Annotated in this window: 11 protein-coding genes; 3 read left to right on the forward strand and 8 right to left on the reverse strand. The window is 55.8% G+C overall.

From position 1 onward, the window contains the following. Positions 1 to 23: 23 nt before the first annotated feature. The 5 genes from M1D70_RS21825 to M1D70_RS21845 all read right to left on the reverse strand — a co-directional run bounded on the left by M1D70_RS21825 (position 24) and on the right by M1D70_RS21845 (position 11,308). Positions 24 to 2,315 carry a glycoside hydrolase family 3 N-terminal domain-containing protein gene (locus tag M1D70_RS21825; protein WP_456287938.1) on the reverse strand — a complete coding sequence of 764 codons (2,292 nt, stop codon included), beginning with the start codon at positions 2,313 to 2,315 and terminating at the stop codon, positions 24 to 26. A 213-nt stretch (positions 2,316 to 2,528) separates the two neighbouring features. Next, entirely contained in the window at positions 2,529 to 5,645 is a 3,117-nt protein-coding gene (locus tag M1D70_RS21830) for a glycoside hydrolase (RefSeq protein ID WP_456287939.1), read from the reverse strand. 4 nt (positions 5,646 to 5,649) lie between these two features. Next, complete coding sequence (locus M1D70_RS21835) at positions 5,650 to 7,023, reverse strand: alpha-L-fucosidase (protein WP_009589805.1); 1,374 nt, start codon at positions 7,021 to 7,023, stop codon at positions 5,650 to 5,652. A gap of 362 nt (positions 7,024 to 7,385) precedes the next feature. Then, a complete protein-coding gene (locus M1D70_RS21840) occupies positions 7,386 to 8,903 on the reverse strand; it encodes an extracellular solute-binding protein (protein ID WP_009589842.1) in 1,518 nt (505 codons plus the stop codon). 125 nt (positions 8,904 to 9,028) lie between these two features. Then, on the reverse strand, positions 9,029 to 11,308 hold the full coding sequence (locus M1D70_RS21845) for a helix-turn-helix domain-containing protein (RefSeq protein WP_456287940.1): 2,280 nt from the start codon (positions 11,306 to 11,308) through the stop codon (positions 9,029 to 9,031). Positions 11,309 to 11,767: 459 nt separating this feature from the next. On the opposite strand from M1D70_RS21845, the gene M1D70_RS21850 reads away from it, so the two are divergent. Continuing rightward, entirely contained in the window at positions 11,768 to 12,694 is a 927-nt protein-coding gene (locus M1D70_RS21850) for an ABC transporter permease (protein ID WP_009589944.1), read from the forward strand. Positions 12,695 to 12,731: 37 nt separating this feature from the next. Next, positions 12,732 to 13,610: a carbohydrate ABC transporter permease gene (locus tag M1D70_RS21855; RefSeq protein WP_009590031.1), complete on the forward strand. Its 879-nt coding sequence runs from the start codon at positions 12,732 to 12,734 to the stop codon at positions 13,608 to 13,610. Between the two features lie 235 nt (positions 13,611 to 13,845). Here M1D70_RS21855 and M1D70_RS21860 read toward each other — a convergent pair whose 3' ends face one another. The 3 genes from M1D70_RS21860 to M1D70_RS21870 form a co-directional block, all read right to left on the reverse strand. Beyond that, a complete protein-coding gene (locus tag M1D70_RS21860; protein ID WP_009589775.1) occupies positions 13,846 to 14,250 on the reverse strand; it encodes an NUDIX hydrolase in 405 nt (134 codons plus the stop codon). 30 nt (positions 14,251 to 14,280) lie between these two features. Continuing rightward, the gene (locus tag M1D70_RS21865) at positions 14,281 to 14,898 is read right to left on the reverse strand and encodes an SUKH-4 family immunity protein (protein WP_009590018.1); all 618 of its coding nucleotides are present in this window, start codon (positions 14,896 to 14,898) and stop codon (positions 14,281 to 14,283) included. Positions 14,899 to 14,962: 64 nt separating this feature from the next. Further along, complete coding sequence (locus M1D70_RS21870) at positions 14,963 to 15,757, reverse strand: hypothetical protein (RefSeq protein WP_456287941.1); 795 nt, start codon at positions 15,755 to 15,757, stop codon at positions 14,963 to 14,965. Between the two features lie 271 nt (positions 15,758 to 16,028). Here M1D70_RS21870 and M1D70_RS21875 point away from each other — a divergent pair, with 271 nt between their 5' ends. Next, the gene (locus M1D70_RS21875) at positions 16,029 to 18,362 is read left to right on the forward strand and encodes a helix-turn-helix domain-containing protein (protein WP_456287942.1); all 2,334 of its coding nucleotides are present in this window, start codon (positions 16,029 to 16,031) and stop codon (positions 18,360 to 18,362) included. The last annotated feature ends 45 nt before the right edge of the window (positions 18,363 to 18,407 follow it).

Consider the following 18,407-nt stretch of genomic DNA (forward strand, 5'->3'; position numbering starts at 1 on the left):
TTATGTTTGGAGGGAAGGACCGGTCAGCCTTCCACCATCAAGCTTGCGATCTCTCCTCTCGTCGAGTCGGGACCGACCTGAATGCGGAACTCGCCGGGCTCCACCACCGCCTTCAGGTCAAGGCCGATCAATTCCAACTGCTCGCTGCCGATGGTGAACGTTATTTCTTGCGTTTCCCCGGCCTTCAGAAACACCTTTCGGAACCCTTTCAAGGCCTTCTCGGGACGGGTAACGGAGGCGGCCAGATCCGATACGTACAGCTGAACCACTTCCGCGCCGTCCCGTGCTCCCGCGTTGGTCACGTCGATCCGGACCCTGGCTTCGCCGCCTATGGGAACAACGGTCGGCTCGACCGTCAGACGGCCGTAACGGAATTCCGTATAGCTTAAGCCGAAGCCGAACGGATACCGCGGCGCAAGATCCGTCTCCAGGTAACGCTTGCCCCGTGTCCTTCTGGCATTGTAAGAAATCGGCAGCTGGCCAACCTCCTTCGGAATGGACAGCGGCAGACGACCGGACGGGTTGATATCGCCAAACAGCATGTCCGCAATGGCACCGCCTCCCTCCTGACCGGGATACCAAGCTTCGATGATCGCCGGAATAAACTCGTCGATCCACGGCTCCGTAATCGGCCGTCCATTGATATAAACGACGATCACCGGCTTGCCGAGCTTCTGGAGCTCCTGCAGCAGCTCCAGCTGCACGCCCATCAGCGTCAGGGTCGAGCGGTCAATCCCTTCCCCGCATTCCATATCGCTCTTTGCATCCCCGGTTACGACCGAGGCACCGGTTCTCAGATCGATGGTGCCCTCCCCGAAATCCCGTGCGCTGGAGCCGCCAAGCACCATCACGATGACGTCGGCTTGCTCGGCGCATGCCAGCGCCCGAGCAAACCCCTCCCTTGAGTCGCCTTGTATGCGGCAGCCCGGCGCATACAGCACGCGGCTGTCTCCCAGCCGTCGGCGGATGCCGTCCAGCACCGTTACGATCTGCCCCGGCGGCTGGGGGGACGTATAATCGCCAAGCTGATGGTACGGCGCATGGGCGTTGGGGCCAATGACCGCAATGGTTCCGCTGCTCGAATCCAGAGGCAGCAGGTCCCCTTCGTTTTTCAGGAGCACGATGCCTTCAGCCGCAGCCTGGTAGGCCAGAGCGATATGCTCCTTGCAGCCTATGACCTGCTCTGCCCAGGCTGGATCCACATAAGGCCGATCAAAGAGTCCCAGGCGAAACTTCAGCTCCAACACGCGTCCGGCTGCCCTATTCAGATCCTCTTCAGTGATCAGCCCTTGCTCCAGCGCTTGGTGAAGATGGGCCCGGAACATGGTCCCGGACATCTCCATGTCGACACCGGCCTTCAGCGACTGGGCTGCCGCCTCCACGCCCGATCCGGCCGTATTGTGACCGCATGCCAACATATGGATCGCGCCGCAATCGGTAATGACGAAGCCGCCAAAGCCCCACGCCTCGCGAAGAACGTCTTGCAGCAGGTACCGGCTGGACGTGCAAGGGACTCCGTCGATTTCATTATAGGCCGTCATGATCGACAAGGCACCCGCTTCAACGGCCTTGCGGAACGGGAGCAGATCGACCTCGTGAAGCTCCCGAAGGCCCATATGAACGGGTGCCCCATTGCGTCCTCCTTCGGAAGCGCCGTAGCCTGCGAAATGCTTCAGCGTGGCCAGCAGGCTGGTATGCGAATCCAGGCGCTCGCCTTGCAGTCCCTGCACGGCGGCAACCGCGAATTCGGCCACCAAATGGGGGTCCTCGCCGAAGGTTTCTTCGGTACGCCCCCAGCGGGGATCCCGTACCACGTCCAGCACCGGCGAATAGGTGGCCGCTCCCCCCTGAGCTCTTGTCTCGGCGGCAACGGCGCGGCTTATGCTGCGGAACAGCTCCGTGTTCCAGGTGCTGCCGATCGTGAGCGGTACGGGGAACACCGTCGCCCCGATCGCCATATGTCCATGGGAGCATTCTTCCCCGAACAGAATCGGAATACCCAGCCTCGAGTGCTCCATCGCATAACGCTGAATCGCATTGACCGCTTCCGCACCTTCCCGCGGGGACAATCCGTTAGCGAGCGTCACCCCGGTCCAGGGATCGGCCCGCAGCGTGCCATACAAGGAACCGATTCCTCCCTCCGCAAGCTGCGACTTGAACTCCTCGGTTAGCTTGATCGTGCCGTCGTCGTTCCTTATGTAAGTTTTCCAGCCGAACGGCTGGATCAGCTGCCCGATTTTCTCCTCGACCGTCATCCGCTTCAGCAAGTCCTCGACCCGCCGCGAAACCGGCCATGCAGCGTCCTTGTAGTCCATGGCGCACACCCCTTCTTTTTCCTGTTAAATTCGATCTTATTGATCACAGCAGCCCTGCCGAAATTCCCGGTGGAAGAAAAAGGCTCTCCGGCACGATCCGATCGGCCGAAGAACCTCCAACTATGCGTATCCTGCAGAATGGCTGCACCGCATCTGGACAAACCAGATCAACGGCTAGAACCCTCTCCCAACCTTTTCATGGGCGAGCACGCCTCAAGATGGTTGGCTCTGCCGGATGCGAACCTCCTCCGGCCGGTAAACCGTCTGCACTTGTCCCCCGGCATCGGTCGTGAACATCACGGTCCGCTCCCGTTCCAATTCGAAGGCGTAGACCTTTCCGGTTGCCGGGTCCTTTACCTCGACCTCTGCGCTTGCCCCATGCTCGGAGACGAAGACGTACAAGCTTCCTTGCCCGAACGTCAGCTTGCGGCCGTAAATACCCGGGAGCTCGCCTCCCTTCGGCCATTCCAGCTCAGGCGAAACGGCTGCGGAGCGGATAGCTTCCGCGTACAGCGCCTGGATCGGCTCCCAGCGCTCGTTCATCTCGACCGGGAGCGGGCACCAGATGAACCGTCCCGAGCCCAAGGTCACCGTGACGGGTGCCAGCGTCCCATCCAACCGGCCCGCCGGACGATCTACCGCCAGCGCGTTAATCTTCCGCTCGCCGAACGAAACGGCGAAATGCTCTCCCGCCAGCTCCAGCGTTTCTTCCCGAAGAACGTTGGCATGGACGGTTTCGCCGATCTCCTGCCGCAGACGATGCGGTGCCGGTCCCCAATACGCATCGGTGCGAAGCGGGCCGGTCCACAAGACCGTGCTCCCTTCCCTTGCCAAGTCGAGGAGCTGAGCAAACGCGCCATCGTCGAAATTATGCGCGCTCGGTACGATGATCAGCTTAGCCGGATAGCGCTTCAGGTCCCCCAGCTGATATTCGCCGATGCCCCGCGGATGGACGTTCATGCCGAACGTCAACGCGCGCATGGCCCTCGTCGTCGCTTCGTAAGCCAGCTTGCGGCTGGAAAAATCATTCGAATACGGGTAAACGACGGCGATATCCTCCAGCTGCCGTTCATCGTCGAAGAGGCCGGCTGCTTCCTTCATGAAGCGGCCGAAGTCATAGGACACATCGGCCTCGGGCTTCTGCGTTCCATCCGCCCGAAGCGCCCCGATGTTGGATTCGTTGGCATTATCCATGAAGTAGTTAATATTCCAAATCCACTGCACGGCACCCGCGCCCCCGGTCGAAAACGAATACGCGTACTTCCGCTCCAGGATGCTGCGAAGCTCTTCCTCCGTCCGCTTGGCGATGCCGTCCGGACGCTGCACGTGCATGATGCCGGTCTCCTGGATCAGATTCGGCTTGTCCGGCGTTTTCGTAAATATGCCGTCCCAGGCCAGGTGATCGTTCTGCCACCAGGAGTGGACCGTCGTGTAATCGACCGCGGGGCCATAGAACGAAGGCGACGGACGCTGGGAGCAGATGCCCTCATCCTGCCCGACCGTTACCAGCTGGCGGGGATCGGAGCGGCGAATGGTGCCGATGAGCTCGGACGCCCACCGATTATGCATGTCCATGGTGAACAGCGTGAAATCGATCCACGGTCCCCACTTCTTCGGCTGCAGAACGCTGTTGAACAGCTTGTCGTCCGGACTCGGCGCAGGCGCCGACTCGAATGAAGGCAGCTCGCCCGGCGTCATGTTCCAGCGCTCCTGAAGAAGCGCCAGATCATCCCCGTGGCGCTGCCGCAGCCACTCCGACCAGGCCTGCCGCTCGAACCGGTCCCCTATCGATACCGGCCCCTCGAAGATTCGCTTCGGATCGAACAGCGAAGGCTCGTTGATCAGGTCCCAATGCACGTTGGTTGTGCCCCTGTGACGTCCGACGATGGAGGCGACGAAGCGCTTTTGCGCCTCCACCGATCTCGGGTCCAGATAGGGGTTCACGCCTTCCCAGGCTTCGGGCGCAAACGAGAAGAAGGTGAACGTCACTTCCAGCTCATGCCGCTTGGCCGTCAGGACAAAGGCATCGATCGCCCGCATGACGTCCTCGGCCGCATGGCCGTCGGCAAACATGATCATCCGGTATCCTGTCCATATGCCCGTCCGGATCAGGTTGATCCCCGCCCGCTTCATCTCCGCCATATCCGCATCCCAACGCTGCACGTTCGGCAGATGGAGGAATTTGCGCGCGACGTCGGAGGTCATGTACGTCATGCCAACGATCGGAACTGTCCGCCCGCCGCGGCGGAAGTAATCGCGCCCGCATTCCAGCCGCTCTCCTGCCTGCAGCAGCGGACGGTCGACGCCCCATACCGCCTGGGTCAGGGTGCGGCGCTCCCCGGAATCGGACTCGGCTTCGCAAACGATCCGGTACAAGCCTGCTTCCAGCCGTACGGGTACGGACAAGCGAAGCTGCTGCAGATCCCGCTGTTCCATGCCGGCTTCCGACTTCTCGTGTCCGGTCCAGACGGTCTCGCCGTCGTCTTCCTTGATAAGACTCACATCAAAATGCCAGGTCTGCGCCGGGGCGGACGTCCGGGACAACGACTGCAGCTGGATCGTCAACCGCATCTGCTCGTCCGGCTCGTAGGAGGCATAGTTCGGCTTCAGCCACAGCTCCGTCACGCCTGTTCCCGCGTATTCGGCCAGATCCTTCAGGACGTCCATCCCTTTCGTCTCCCAGAACGATGCCCTCAGCTGCTGGTTGATCAGAATCCAGCGGCCCCCGGCGTAATCGCCCTTATGCTGCTCCAGCATGACGACCGGAGCGGACCGCTCGCGTCGATCACGGTCCACGCCGATCAGCAGCGGCGAGATGACGGCGTCCATCGGACCGCATGCCCCCATCTCGGCCGGGATGTCGCTCGCTTTGGTCGGGTGCAGCGTCAAGCCCCAGGTCGGCTCCATGCCGAACAGCTCCTCTCGCCCCTGCAGGATCGGGTATTCGGCGGAGGCCTTCAGCTCCCGGACGCGCGATACGTCCACCGCCAGCGCATCATGGATATCCATTCGCTGATGATAAGCCAGCTGCTCGCGTTCGGCATGCCAGCTTCCGTTCAGCTCTCGAACCGGCCTGCGGAAAGGCACGCCCCCGGCATGAACCAGACCGCCGCCGGCCGTCAGGTGGGCTTCGATGGCCGCCCAAGCCGCTTTCGGAAAGTACGGTCCGTGCAGATGAACCAGCGCGTCCCAGCCGCCTTCCGTCAGCCGCTCAGCCACGTCCGCGGAACCAGCGACCACCGCCCATTCCCGCAATCCCTCCAATGCCTCTGCAGACGGACGTTCGCCTTCGTAAGGAAAATGCTCGTCGTAAAATACCAGCGTTCTCATCGACTTACTCCTTTCTCATCCGCGGCTGGCCGTCGACGTATACGGATGTTCCGCGCGTTCGCGCCCAGTCGGCGATCCGGGAAGGGTCGCCGGTCCAGAGGCGGTTCACTCCCCATTCATTGGTCTGCGGCCGCTCCTCGCATTCGATGCGGATGACCGGGAACAGCTCGGTCGGACGTTCCCGCGGCAGCCCTTCGATCCACAGTACGTCGCCTTCCTGTCGGAACGACAGCTCCTGCCCCGTTGTCAGCAGCGTCACCCGCGATACCGGCGTCACCAGATCCGCCAGCCTCAGCACCGGCCTCCCATCCCAGAAGCGGATGATGAGATACAGCTTGTTGTCTTTCATCGTCTGCCGCCCGTAGGTGATGAACTCCGTGAGGTTCCCGCCGTCAGATCCGTAGATGGCCTCGCCGTGAACGTCCAGCCACTCCCCGATCTTCAGCGCCCGCTCCACGAAGGCCGGCGGAAGCTGTCCGTCGGGCTGCGGTCCGACGTTAAGCAGCAGATTGCCGCCCACGGTCCCCCCTTTTTCCGCGCACTCGCACAGCATGTCGAGCAGAACGTCGGCCGGACGCCATCGTTCGCCGTTCGTGTACCCCCACAGCCTCCACGTGGTGACCTGGCTGGATTCCCACAGCCGCTTCTGATCCGGGACGATGACATGCTCCGGCGAGCCGAAGTCGCCCAGCACCTCGGAATCGCCCGAGCCGCCGCCGCCGTCCGCATGCAGCTTCTCTTCCTCGGACAGCCCAAGGCGGTTGTTGACCAGGATGTCCGGCTGAATCGACTTCATCCGTTCCACCAGCTTGATGCTGTCCAGGTCCTCCGCGGTTCGCGGCCATACCCCGTCAAAAAAGAAATGATCGATGCGCCCGTATTTCGTGACCAGCTCTTCCACTTGGGCATGCAAATACTGCTTCATCGTCTCCCAGCCCTCGGGATCCTTCTCCGGTCCGTCGAAGTAAGCCGGGATCCGCCAATCGATCCAGGAATAATATAAGCCGACCCGAAGCCCCTGGGCTCGGAACGCATCGGTAAATTCGCGCACCAGATCCCGGCCGGGCGCCTGCTTCGCGCTGGAATAATCCGTCGTGGCCGTATCCCACAGGCAATACCCGTCATGATGCCGCGTCGTTAAGCAGGCATATCTCATCCCCGCCTTGCGCGCGGTGTACGCCCAAAGCTCGGCGTCAAAGAACTCCGGATTCCACTCGCAGGCCTTCCGCGCGTATTCGGCCTGGTCCAAATGCTCCCGGAACAGAACCTGCTCGCCGCGCCCGTATTGGGCATAAGGCCCGAAATGAATAAACATGCCGTACCGGCTTTCCGTAAACCATTGCCAGCCTTCCCGGATGGCTTGTGTTTGCTTGGTCATGAACTACGTCCTCCTTATTCTGCACGGCTCTTGCCGTGCGGCCAGCCTTAATAAAGACTTTCGCTCCTAACTCTTTGAACAGTCTCAAGGCGTCTTATGACCTTTACTCTAGCCCGGGAATCCCTGTCTTGAACACTTTACTTTTGAGAGAAAACTTTGATTTTGGCCAATATCGGAGAATTGAAGTCCTAAACGGTAACGTGGATCACTTTCGAATCCCCTTGGAATCTCCCTGAAGTTCGCTCTGTACTCCTCGCGGAGCGCTCCATGACGACGCACGAAAAAAAGCAACCCCTCCCCGGTTATAAAACCGGGTAAAGGATTGCCCTGTTCCTTGATTTCTAGTGTTCGTGTGCCTGAACTTACGACTGACCGGCTCTCCACTCATCGAATTGCCGTTTGTATTCGTCAACGACCTCATCGAGACCGGCGGACTTCATTGCGGCCAGCATTTTATCATAGGCGTCCTCGTATTTCACGACCCCGTGCATGACCGGATAAACGCTGGTCTTCAGCTCGGCGATGCAGTTGGCGTACTGCGAAGCAACGTTGGTCGGATCGAAGGTGAAGCCGATCGTGATGCTGTTCACGGCGTCCTCCGATACCGTTGTGCGGCGCTCCAGACGCGCTGGGTCCGTATTCGTCGGATAACGGTTCATTTCAACGTGGCCGAGCAGCCAGTATGGAAGCTCATAGGCCGGGGACCCGTTCTCGTTCTTGGCCAGATAGTCCTTGGTATTCTTGCCGGTATCCTTCCAATGCACATCCTTCACGCCGCTTTGGACGAGATCCATGTTCTCCTGGCTGCTGTATACCCAGTTCAAGAATTGAACGCCGGCCTCCGGGTGCGGAGACGTGGCCGAGATCCCGTTGGAATTCCGGATCGCGTAGGATCTGAATTTCGGCTGGTCGGCCAAATAATAAATATCCAGCTTCGCATCCGGGAACGTCTGAAGAATGGCGTCGCTCAAGCCGACATCGCCCGGACGGTAGAGATAACGTCCTGCCAGCTCCTCCTGGTTAATAACCTCCGTTGGCGTCGTAAGCAGATCGCTCATGATCAGACCGCGTTTGTAAGCCTCGTTCATGAACTTCACGTCTTTTTTGAACTCCTCGGTTTCGAACCAGGACTTCACGTTCCCCTGCTGGTCGATGTAAATCATGTTGTCGGCCACGGTGAACGGATAGGTGTCGTAGGTCGTATGCAGGAAGTAGGCTGGCTCCTCCAGCATTTTGATATATACGTTCTTGTTGTCCTGCGGCCAGTTCTTCTGCAGCGTCTCGGCTGCATTGAGCAGCTCTTCCGGCGATGTCGGCGGCTTCAGGCCATTTTTCTCGAGCAGATCGGTACGGATCGTGAACATGCCATCGTTATAAGCGGTATCCGCCCAGAAGTTCGGCACGTACGTGATCTTGCCGTTGATTTTCGACGACTCCCAGATCCAGTCCGGCATGGAAGCTTTCAGCTCGGTGCCATACTGGTCCAGCAGATCGTCGATCGGAATGATACCGCCGCTGCCCGCAAGCACCGTCGGTCCTTTGGTATCGTGCATGATGGCAATCAGCTCGAATTCCTCGCCCGTCGACATCATGAGGTTGGTCTTCTGATCCCATACGTCCCACGCGATGTACGTCGGTTCGTAGGTAAGGTTCAGACCGTCGGCCTCCAGCTTCTCGTTGATCGCTTGGACCGCCGCATCCAAATCCTGCGGCGCAGAGCCCGGAAGCAAATACCGTACCGGCAGCTTGTCCCCTCCGCCGTTCTCCCCGCTCGCCGATCCATTCTCACTGCCGGCGTCGCCGCCGCCGGAGCAGCCCGCGATCACGGAAACCATGAATATCGCGGCTAACCATAGTGCTAGCGCTTTCCTTTTTTTCATGCATGTGTCCCCCTGTCTTCATTTGGTTTAGTCATGCGGTACGATTCCTATCTTAAGGAGACATTAGGGAAAACGTATACTTCAAAATGATGGTTTTCGCCATTTTAAAACGCTGAATCTGCCCGTCACTGCGCCTTTTTCGTCTCGATCGCATGCTGGCTGCGGAACTGGGCCGGCGAGATCTGGTAGTGCTTTTTAAACAGCGTGTAGAAATAGGTCGTATTCAGGATGCCCACCCGCTCGCTGATCGATTGAACCGACTCCTCGGTGCTTGCGAGAAGCTCCCGCGCCTTCTCCAGACGAACGGCATTCAGGTAATCGTTGAACGACAGCTCGCAATGCGCCTTGAACAGCTTGCCGACATAGCTGCGGGACAGCTTCACCTCGCCCGCGACCTGCTCGAGCGACATATCCGGCCTTGCATAATGCTTGCGTACGTACATCTGGATAAAATCCACCACCTCCGCATGCCGGACCGCTCCCGATTCCTCGGACAGGCTGCAGAGCCTAAGGATAAGATCCTTCAGAGCATCCGCGGTTTCCTGCAGCGTCTGAAAGCGGGTAATCCGTCGCGTAAAGTCGAGGAAGAGATCCGCGCTTTCCCGGTTTTTCACCGTATGGACATTGAGCTGCTTGTACAGGCCGCCGATGAACTGGTTGATGAAAAACATGACTTCATGGTAGTTGTAATCGCGAATTTCCTTGATCCACTGATCGATTTCCTTCTCCAATTTATCCCGCTGCTGCAGCTTGATGGCCTCGATGATGCGCTTCTCCCGCTTGTCCGGATACTGCGCCTCGGAATGCTCCGACTCCGCGGTCATGACCGGATCGCCATGGAACATCCTGCCCTTTCCCGCGAAAAAGCGCTGCTGGAAGCAGGACTGCGCGCAATCGAACGATTCGCGCAGCTCCTCGTACGTCTGCGCGGCCGTTCCGATACCGACGGTGACGGACACGCGGAGCGTGCGGAGCATCTCGCCCTGCAGCTCCTCCAGCATGCCCAATACATGGAGCGGAAGCCGACTCTGCTTCATGGGGAGAATGATTGCAACGGTTCCGTCCCCCACCGTTGCCACGCTGGCTCCCTCCGGCTCCAGCATCTGCTGGGCCGCCTGGGCGACCGCCGCGCAGGTATAGGACTGCAGCTCCTCGTCCTCGCCCCCGGGCGAGCCGTCTAAGCTGTCGAGCAGAAGGACGGCCGCCAAGAAATAGGGGCCCTTGCCTTCGCGGGCCAAACGGCGGAATGCCGTCTCGTCGCCGCCTTTCAGCAGCTGCAGCACATGCGCCTGCCGGGCGACGGAAGCCTCGGACTCCATCGACTTCATTTTCTCCGTCATTTCGGCGTAAGTGTTATCCAATATGGCAAATTCGTTGATTTGCCGACGGTTTTCCTTCATTTTCGGTATGGCGCTCATTTTCTCCAGCAGGTGGCGGATCGGGTTGTACGCATGATGCGTCAGCCAGATCGACAAGAACATGCTGACGACGAAGCAGGCCAATGCGAGAACCAGCGCCGACGTTCGGAGGGCCTGCATGTTGAACAACAGATTTTGATACTGGCTTACGCTGATATACGTCCAGTTCATATCCTTGGATTTGACGTAGGTTACGAGGCTTTTGCGGCCGTCGATGGAGCGGGTGAAGTAACCGCTTTCCGCGTCCGATTCCAGAATGGACTGGACATAGGACTCCTGCGATATATCCTCCATAAACCGGGACCGATCCGAATGGGTGATGATGGTTCCCTTGTCGTCAATGATGTGCAGCGAATCCACCGCTTCGTTGCGGTAGCCTCCGATCAGATCCTGGATGGTGTCGGTGCTCATGTTGATTACGATCGCGCCCTTGGAACTTAGCGGCGAATAATAGCTCGGAAGGAGAACGAAAGTCAGGACGTCTTCGCTCCGCTTCGCCGAAGTGGCGGAAGAGATCTTGCGCGGGAACAGATGAAAATAAGATGTATTCTTGCTGTTGATCTCCTCCAGCAGCGCCTTCTCCTGCTCCTTGGTAATCCCCTTCGTATTCAGGTACGTGTTATTCGAACCGTTATAGATCCCGATCGAATGGATGAACGGATAGGTGGACTGGACCCGGTTAAGGGTGCCGAACACGCCATACTGTTTCACCGGATCGGCCTCTTTGTCCAATAGGGCGTTCACGATCTCCTTGTCGCTGAGCAGAAGGTTGCCCACGTTATACACCTGGTCACGGATGACGCTGGATACGGCGCTGTTCTGCTTCAGCATCGACTCGGATATTTTCCCTACCTCCTTCGCGGTGCTCCAGGAGAACATCATGTACAGGACGACGGTTACGAGGGCAATCATGGCTGCCGTGAGCAAAACAAAGCTGAGAAACATATTTCGATACACTGCATAACGGAATAATCGCTGCCGGATCATATTCTCCCTCCTTTATCATTCGGTCTGAATAGTAAACTGAGATCTCATCATTCATGAATATTACTAACATTATATGTAATATACATGTCAATTTAATGGGGTCGCTTTGCCATCCGATCGCTTGGAACGGATTGATATTTTATTCTCATCTTACATTTGCTCAGGGCATACATCAATATGAAAACGCATTCTTTATTTTCCTCCCCAAACTTCCCTTCATAGACTTCATCGGCTAAACCCCTTATAAAACCAAGCTTTTCCTGTGATTATTCAATTCTGGCGACACTATGCGAAATACTCAAATTCGAAGTTTTTGCCGTTTTTTAAAGCAGGCGTTCCCCCTTTCAATCCGCTCAAACTCCATTTTCATAGTTTACTGCACGCGGCAACTCTCTTTACACTCGAAACAGAACTGCTACGCTTGCAGCCCCCATCACTTACGAAAGGACGTGCCTACTCATGAAAAAAAGCCGCTTCGGCTTCCTGCGCGAAATCCGCTCGAACGGATCCGCCTACCTGCTCGTCGTACCGGCTGCCATCTATACGCTGGTCTTCGGTTATTTCACGCTTCCGTACATGCTCATTGCGTTTCAGAAATTCAACTTCAAGACGGGACTCTTCAATTCCGCCTGGGTCGGGTTTGACAATTTCAAGTTCTTCTTCTCGTCACCCCGGGCTTGGGAGGTCACCTTCAACACCTTGAAACTCAATTTTCTATTTATTATCGTTGGCACGCTCGCAGCCATGGCGTTGGCCATACTGTTCAACGAGCTCCGCAGCCGCTGGTTCTCGAGGGTGACCCAATCCACGATTCTGTTCCCGCATTTCTTGTCCTGGGTAATCGTGAGCTACATCATCTACAGCTTGCTGTCGACCGACTACGGTATCCTGAACCGGATCCTGGCGTTCTTCCACATCGACCCCGTCAACTGGTACGCCTCTCCGCAATACTGGACGTGGATTCTTACGACCGCGGCGGTCTGGAAGGACCTCGGGATGAACCTCGTCATCTATCTGGCGGCTATCACGGGAATTGACGACAGTTATTACGAAGCCGGCCGGATCGACGGCGCTACCCGTTGGCAGCTCATCCGCCACATCACCATTCCGCTCATGCTGCCGACCATATCCATCTTAACCCTGCTGGCTCTTGGCAAAATCATGTACGGCAGCTTCGACATGATCTATGCCATCGTCAAGGACAACGGGCTGCTGTATCCGACGGTTGACGTCATCGATACGTATGTATTCCGTTCCCTCCGCACCATCGGGAATCCGGCACAGGCCATGGCCGTCGGACTGTATCAATCCGTGGTCGGCTTTATTCTCGTATGGGGCAGCAACAAAATCGTGAAGAAGGTGAATCCGGACCATGCCTTGTTCTAAAGCAAGCCGGAATCATTCGGAAGGGAGCGAAATCTAGATGACGTCCAGACCTAAATTTTTCGACGCCGTGAATGCCGCGCTGATCGGCATCATCTCCATTCTCTGCATCCTGCCGATGCTGCTTGTGCTCATGGTGTCCTTTACCGACGAAGCCAGCATTAAGCAATTCGGCTACCAGCTGTTCCCGAGCGAGCTGTCGCTGGATGCCTACAAGCTGCTCCTGTTCGGCAGCACGCCGCTGTACCGGAGTTACATGATCTCGATCATCGTGACGGTCGTCGGCACGATCCTTGCGGTCACCATCACGTCCATGGCCGGATATACGCTGGCCGCCAAGCATATCCGTTACCGCAACGGGCTCGGATTGTTCTTTTTCATTACGATGGTTTTTAACACGGGCCTGGTGCCTTGGTATCTGATCAACCTGAATCTCGGCATGAACAACACCATCTGGGCCCTGATCATACCGTCCTTGGTGTTCAACCCGTTCAACCTGTTTCTTGTACGCAACTACATGTCCCAAATTCCGCCTTCCCTGACGGAGGCGGCCAAGATCGACGGCGCGAGCGACTTCTATATCGCGTTCCGGATCTACTTCCCGCTCTGCATGCCCGTCCTGGCCACGATTACGCTGTTCTACGGCATTGCCTACTGGAACAACTGGTTCAATGCCATCATGCTGGTGGACAACGAGAAGTTGTATCCCCTTCAATACCTGCTGTTTAAGCTGAACTCCGAGATCAGCATGATCCAACAGATGCAGAGCAGCGGAGCCATCCTCGGCAGCCAGACGCTGCCACAAGAATCGGTGAAGATGGCCACCGCCATTCTGACGATCGGGCCGGTGGTGCTGTTCTATCCGTTCCTGCAGCGGTATTTCATAAAAGGGCTGCTGATTGGCTCTTTGAAGGAGTAAAGGTTTTATCTACATGCCATGATCTCAGGGCATAAGCAGGTAACCAGGTTTTACTGAAATCAAAGAGGCTAACCGCTCTCACGGTTAGCCTCTTTTTTATATGCTGGATGTCTTTATGGATGCAACCTCTGCCGCTTCGAATGGAACATCGTCAATGGAGTTCGTAAGCGTAACCCTGATGTTATGCATCGGGTCAGTAACGGTAATCCGGTTTTTTAAAAGAACAGGATGAATGCTAAAACGCCCGGCTTTTGACTTCTCCTTGATAAGCCAATGCATCCTGGGCCCTTAACCGCTGAACCTCGCTCAGCTCCGACAACTCGGCCCATTTATATTCCGAATGCTCGGAGCTGAGCACAATTTCCTCGTGAAGCGGGATCGAACAGCGGAATATGCCGACCTGCGCGTTGATATGACTGTGATAATAAAATCCGGTCAAGACCGCATCTTGCAGGGTAAGGCCCAGTTCTTCGCGGCATTCGCGAAAAATCGCTTCATGGATCGTTTCGCCGGAATCCACCCCGCCCCCGGGCAAACTCCATCCCTTATTCCCATAGGTCCGTTTTAATAAGAGCAGCTTGCCGTCAGCGTTCAATATGATGGCATGCACACCAAATCTGTACGTGTCATGAAAGCCCAACGTTCATCCTCCCATCCCGTCAATAAAATGCTACCTCAAACGATCCTTCATTTCCTCCAGCACAATTCCCCACCATGAAGAGGAACGAACGGCATTAGGATCCATGTCTTTCAGCTCCCGCTTCATTTGTTCGAAGGCTGACTTCCACTCGCGCTCAGCCTGTAAAGCGTCCAGACGGGTTCCCGGCTTGATCTCCCCTCTTCTGAACTTCTCAAGTTTCTCGCGAAATTGTTCTGCCGTCAAAATCGTGGGAGGTGGATCGGGCTGCAAGCGCTCCGTTTGCTGCTTGAATCGAAGCACACGGTCCATAAAGGCGAGCAGGCTGTCGATGGAGGCGTTTATGTAGGTCGGTTTCTTTGTACCGCCCTCCGTTACTGCCCACACTCCCCCTGTATCCTTGTGGATCGCGACATGCAGCCCTTCGCTCCAGATCTCCCTTCCGATCGCGATATAGGCTCCGTGAATATCCTGTAGCGGTAACGCTTCATGAAACAGAAGACCCAGCGGTGGCTCCAGCGGATCAAAGACCGGCATTCCCCGATGCACAAGCGTTTCCACCGTCTTATCGGGCATTCCCAGGCCGTCCAAGCTTCCCCTCATATAAGACAGCACTCCGTGATCATACAGCGTATGATATTGCGGCTCCATCCGAACCCTCCCTTAAACCCCTAAACCGGTACGTATTCTGTAACCTATGATGATGCAGCGCGGTCTACAGATACTCGCCGAAATAAAACTGCAGCGCTTCAGTGGAATATCCGTCGCTTCCCTGCCACTCCGACATCGAGAAGAAATCGTCGTCCCTTCTCGGACGCGTGCGGGGCGTATCCTTCGGAACCAGCACGCCGGCATATCCCCAAACTTCCATCAGCACGTCTCGTTCATGCTTGCTTGAAGGCAGAACATCCTTCAAGCGCTTCTCAAGATGACGCGGGCTATCTGTTTCGCCGCATCCGTCGACGGCTGTCATCAGCTTCCTCAGAATGGCGATATCCTCCTCGTTCACCGTTAGGTCCTCCTCATGGCTCAACAGCTCCAGATCGAGCCAGCAGTAGAGCAGCTGATTCAAGCGGATGCCTCCCCATTTGACCCGTTCGAAATTCAGCACGTTCAGGTCGGCATTCACGTAATCCCGGTCGGACTGGAGCCCGGCATGGTTACAGTCTCCGCAGCTGCTGTAATTCGGCATGGCCGAGCGTTGTTCTTCGTACTGATGAAGAGGCAGGCGCGAAGTAAGCGCCCAACTGGAAAGCGCGCTTCGCAGATGCACTTGTCTCGTGGACAGACTGTGCAGAAATGCGGCAGCAACCCTTTCTTTAGTAACCGTCTTATGTAAGCTATGAAGCCGCTGGATCAGCTCATCATGCCCGATGGTGATGGGGTCGAACATCAGCCTCATGCTCTTCGCGTAATCAAAGTCCTCCCCAACGAAAGGCAAAGGACTGCTTTTCCAGCCGCTGGATGACCAGAACGTTTGAAGTAAAACCTTTTTCGCCTTTTTGTCCACAGCTTCCCACTTCCCATTTTTTTCTTGTCCCTATCATAACAAAATCTTCCTATAAAGCGAAGACGATCGATATCTGGCTAAGTTGGATTGAAGCCGTGAAACTATGAAAACTACGAGTTATGTCATGTAATGAATAATGATGATGAATTTATTCTTAATATTTCTCCGAATAATCATTATAATGATATAATGTTTCAAACAACCCTATCCTTGTTGATGAAATCGGATTTTCGCATGACATGAAAAGAATGCAATGGAGGATGCACCCAAAATGACCATTCACAACCTCAAATCATTCATCGTATCCACTTTCACATTCCGAGCAAATTGGAATCACTTTAAGTCGAAGCTGCTCTTAAGATACGTTCTGTCTTATATTCTGATCTTCCTGATTCCCCTGACGGGAGTAACGATGTTTGTTTATGATAGCGCTGTCAGCGGACTTCGTACCGAGATTGAACAATCCAACATCAATCAATTGAACCAGGTGAAAATGACCATCGACTCCCGTATTGCGGAGCTTCGGGAGCTTTCCGGCCGAATCGCTTACGACAGACGCTTAACCCCTTATATGGTCCGTGATGATTATTACAGAGTGGAAGCCATACAAGCTTTGGCCAACTATAAGGCAAACAGCAGCATCATTGAAGACATCTTCTTATACTATCATAACGACCCGATTATCTACTCTTACCGTGGCCTGACGAATGTTAACGTTGCGTTCGATTCCTTCTATCGTTATGAGAACTGGAGTCTGGAAGATGTCACCCTTGCGCTGAACGAAACGAATCAGATGGTAATACGGCCGGCCGAGAATGTTACGATCAACAGCTCCAGGCAGGAGACGATGCTGACCATCATCGTACCGATCAAGCCCAATGCCCCCTATCCGTACGGGAGCGTTGTATATATGGTAAAAGAGTCCAATCTTACCGGGGTCATGGATTCCATTCTTAGCGATTTCACCGGGAGCAGCTACATTCTCAATCAAGATGATGAAGTGCTTACTGCGAGCAATCACGGTGTAACCCTGTCTCAAGAGCATCTCGGGACATTGGCTGCGCTCGATGCCGGCATACACAATCTCTCCCTGAATAATGACAAGTATTCCGTCGTATCCGTCAAATCCGGGGAGAATGGATGGAACTACATGACCATCATGCCAAGCTACCAGTTCTTCAGCCGGGTCGCTCATGTACAGACGCTCATACTGCTGGTGTTTGGCATCGCCGTCATAACCGGAGTGCTTGCCGCTTTTGTGCTGGCTAGACGCCAATATCACCCGATTAAGGATTTGATGGAATTCGCCAAGCTCAGAGTTAGCGATACCCCAGAGCCCAAAACGCGCAATGAATGGGAATGGATTCGTCAGACCCTTCACGATTACAGCACCCGGATCGATATGCAGGAGCCCTTCGTGCGCAACCAATGCATGCTGCTTCTGCTGAAGCACGGCAAGCCGGATGATCCCGAAATCGAGCGAATGATCGCCGGAGCCGGATTGGAATCTCCCCAAGAACAAGTCATTTATTTCTGTGTGATTCTGTCCTGGGAAGAAAACGATGCGGCCGAGGAAGTCGTCCAGAAGGATCGTCAGCAGGTGCATGAAATTCTCAGCCATGTTGAACCTTCAGGACTTCAAGCGAATATCTATGGCGTTGAATTCTCAGCCGATAATCAATATGCGCTGATCGTATCGCTTCCTGACCCTGGCCAAGATTCGCTGAAGCTCCGGATGGAGCAGATCATTCGCGCGGTCCAGGGATTGATCTCCGAGAACACTCGGCTCGATCCGAGCATGGGCGTAGGTACGCCCTACCGGGATTTGGGGCAGCTGAACCAATCCTTCATCGAAGCCGCAACCGCACTCGAGCACCGAATGGTCGGCAGCAGCCGAATCACCTATTTCGACCAGTTGGCAGAGCAGAATCATCCTGTCGCCAAAGGTGTATGGCTTCCAAGAAAGTCGCTGCTCAAGCTGGAGCAAAGCCTAAAGCAGGGCAACGAGTCGGTGGCTGTGCAGATGATCGCCGAGATGATGGAGACCATCCGGAGCGAACCGCTGCAAATTCATCTGCTGCGCTGCATTTGCTTCGATCTGCTGAACGCGCTGCTTCGGTCCGCCTCTGAGGTTGGAATGAACGAAGTATTCAGCAGCATCTCGGATTATACGTCGTTTGAGACGCTGGAGGAATTTGAGGACAAGCTGTTGTCGCTCACGACAGAGATTTGCGAGAAGGTTGAGCGTAACCATGAGCGGGCAGCACCTAAACTGATCGATGATATCGTACATTATGTAAATCAGCAGTTTGCCGACTATACGCTCAGCCTGGAGCATGTTGCCCTTAAATTTTCCGTCTCTACCTCTTACTTAAGCCGCAGCTTCAAAGAGAAGACCGGGATCAGTTTCTCGCAGTATATCTGGAAGAGGCGTACGGAGGAAGTCATTCGGCTGCTTGTGACGACAAGCGCTCCCCTGAAGGAAATCATCGAGCAGGTGGGCTACCTGGATGCACCCAATTTCATCCGCAAATTCAAGAAAGAAACCGGGCTTACGCCCGGTCAGTACCGCAAACAACATCGCTCGAATAGGCTGGATATATAATAGAAGGGCCCTTAGGAGAACTTGTCTCGAAAGGGCCCCGATGCT

The sequence above is a fragment of the Paenibacillus sp. AK002 genome (assembly GCF_053903045.1).

Coding starts and splice junctions, on each gene's coding strand:
- M1D70_RS21855 (WP_009590031.1), top strand. CDS start 12,732: ATGACGTCCAGACCTAAATTTTTCGACGCCGTGAATGCCGCGCTGATC.
- M1D70_RS21875 (WP_456287942.1), top strand. CDS start 16,029: ATGACCATTCACAACCTCAAATCATTCATCGTATCCACTTTCACATTC.
- M1D70_RS21850 (WP_009589944.1), top strand. CDS start 11,768: ATGAAAAAAAGCCGCTTCGGCTTCCTGCGCGAAATCCGCTCGAACGGA.
- M1D70_RS21865 (WP_009590018.1), bottom strand. CDS start 14,898: ATGGAGCCGCAATATCATACGCTGTATGATCACGGAGTGCTGTCTTAT.
- M1D70_RS21830 (WP_456287939.1), bottom strand. CDS start 5,645: ATGAGAACGCTGGTATTTTACGACGAGCATTTTCCTTACGAAGGCGAA.
- M1D70_RS21835 (WP_009589805.1), bottom strand. CDS start 7,023: ATGACCAAGCAAACACAAGCCATCCGGGAAGGCTGGCAATGGTTTACG.
- M1D70_RS21845 (WP_456287940.1), bottom strand. CDS start 11,308: ATGATCCGGCAGCGATTATTCCGTTATGCAGTGTATCGAAATATGTTT.
- M1D70_RS21825 (WP_456287938.1), bottom strand. CDS start 2,315: ATGGACTACAAGGACGCTGCATGGCCGGTTTCGCGGCGGGTCGAGGAC.
- M1D70_RS21840 (WP_009589842.1), bottom strand. CDS start 8,903: ATGAAAAAAAGGAAAGCGCTAGCACTATGGTTAGCCGCGATATTCATG.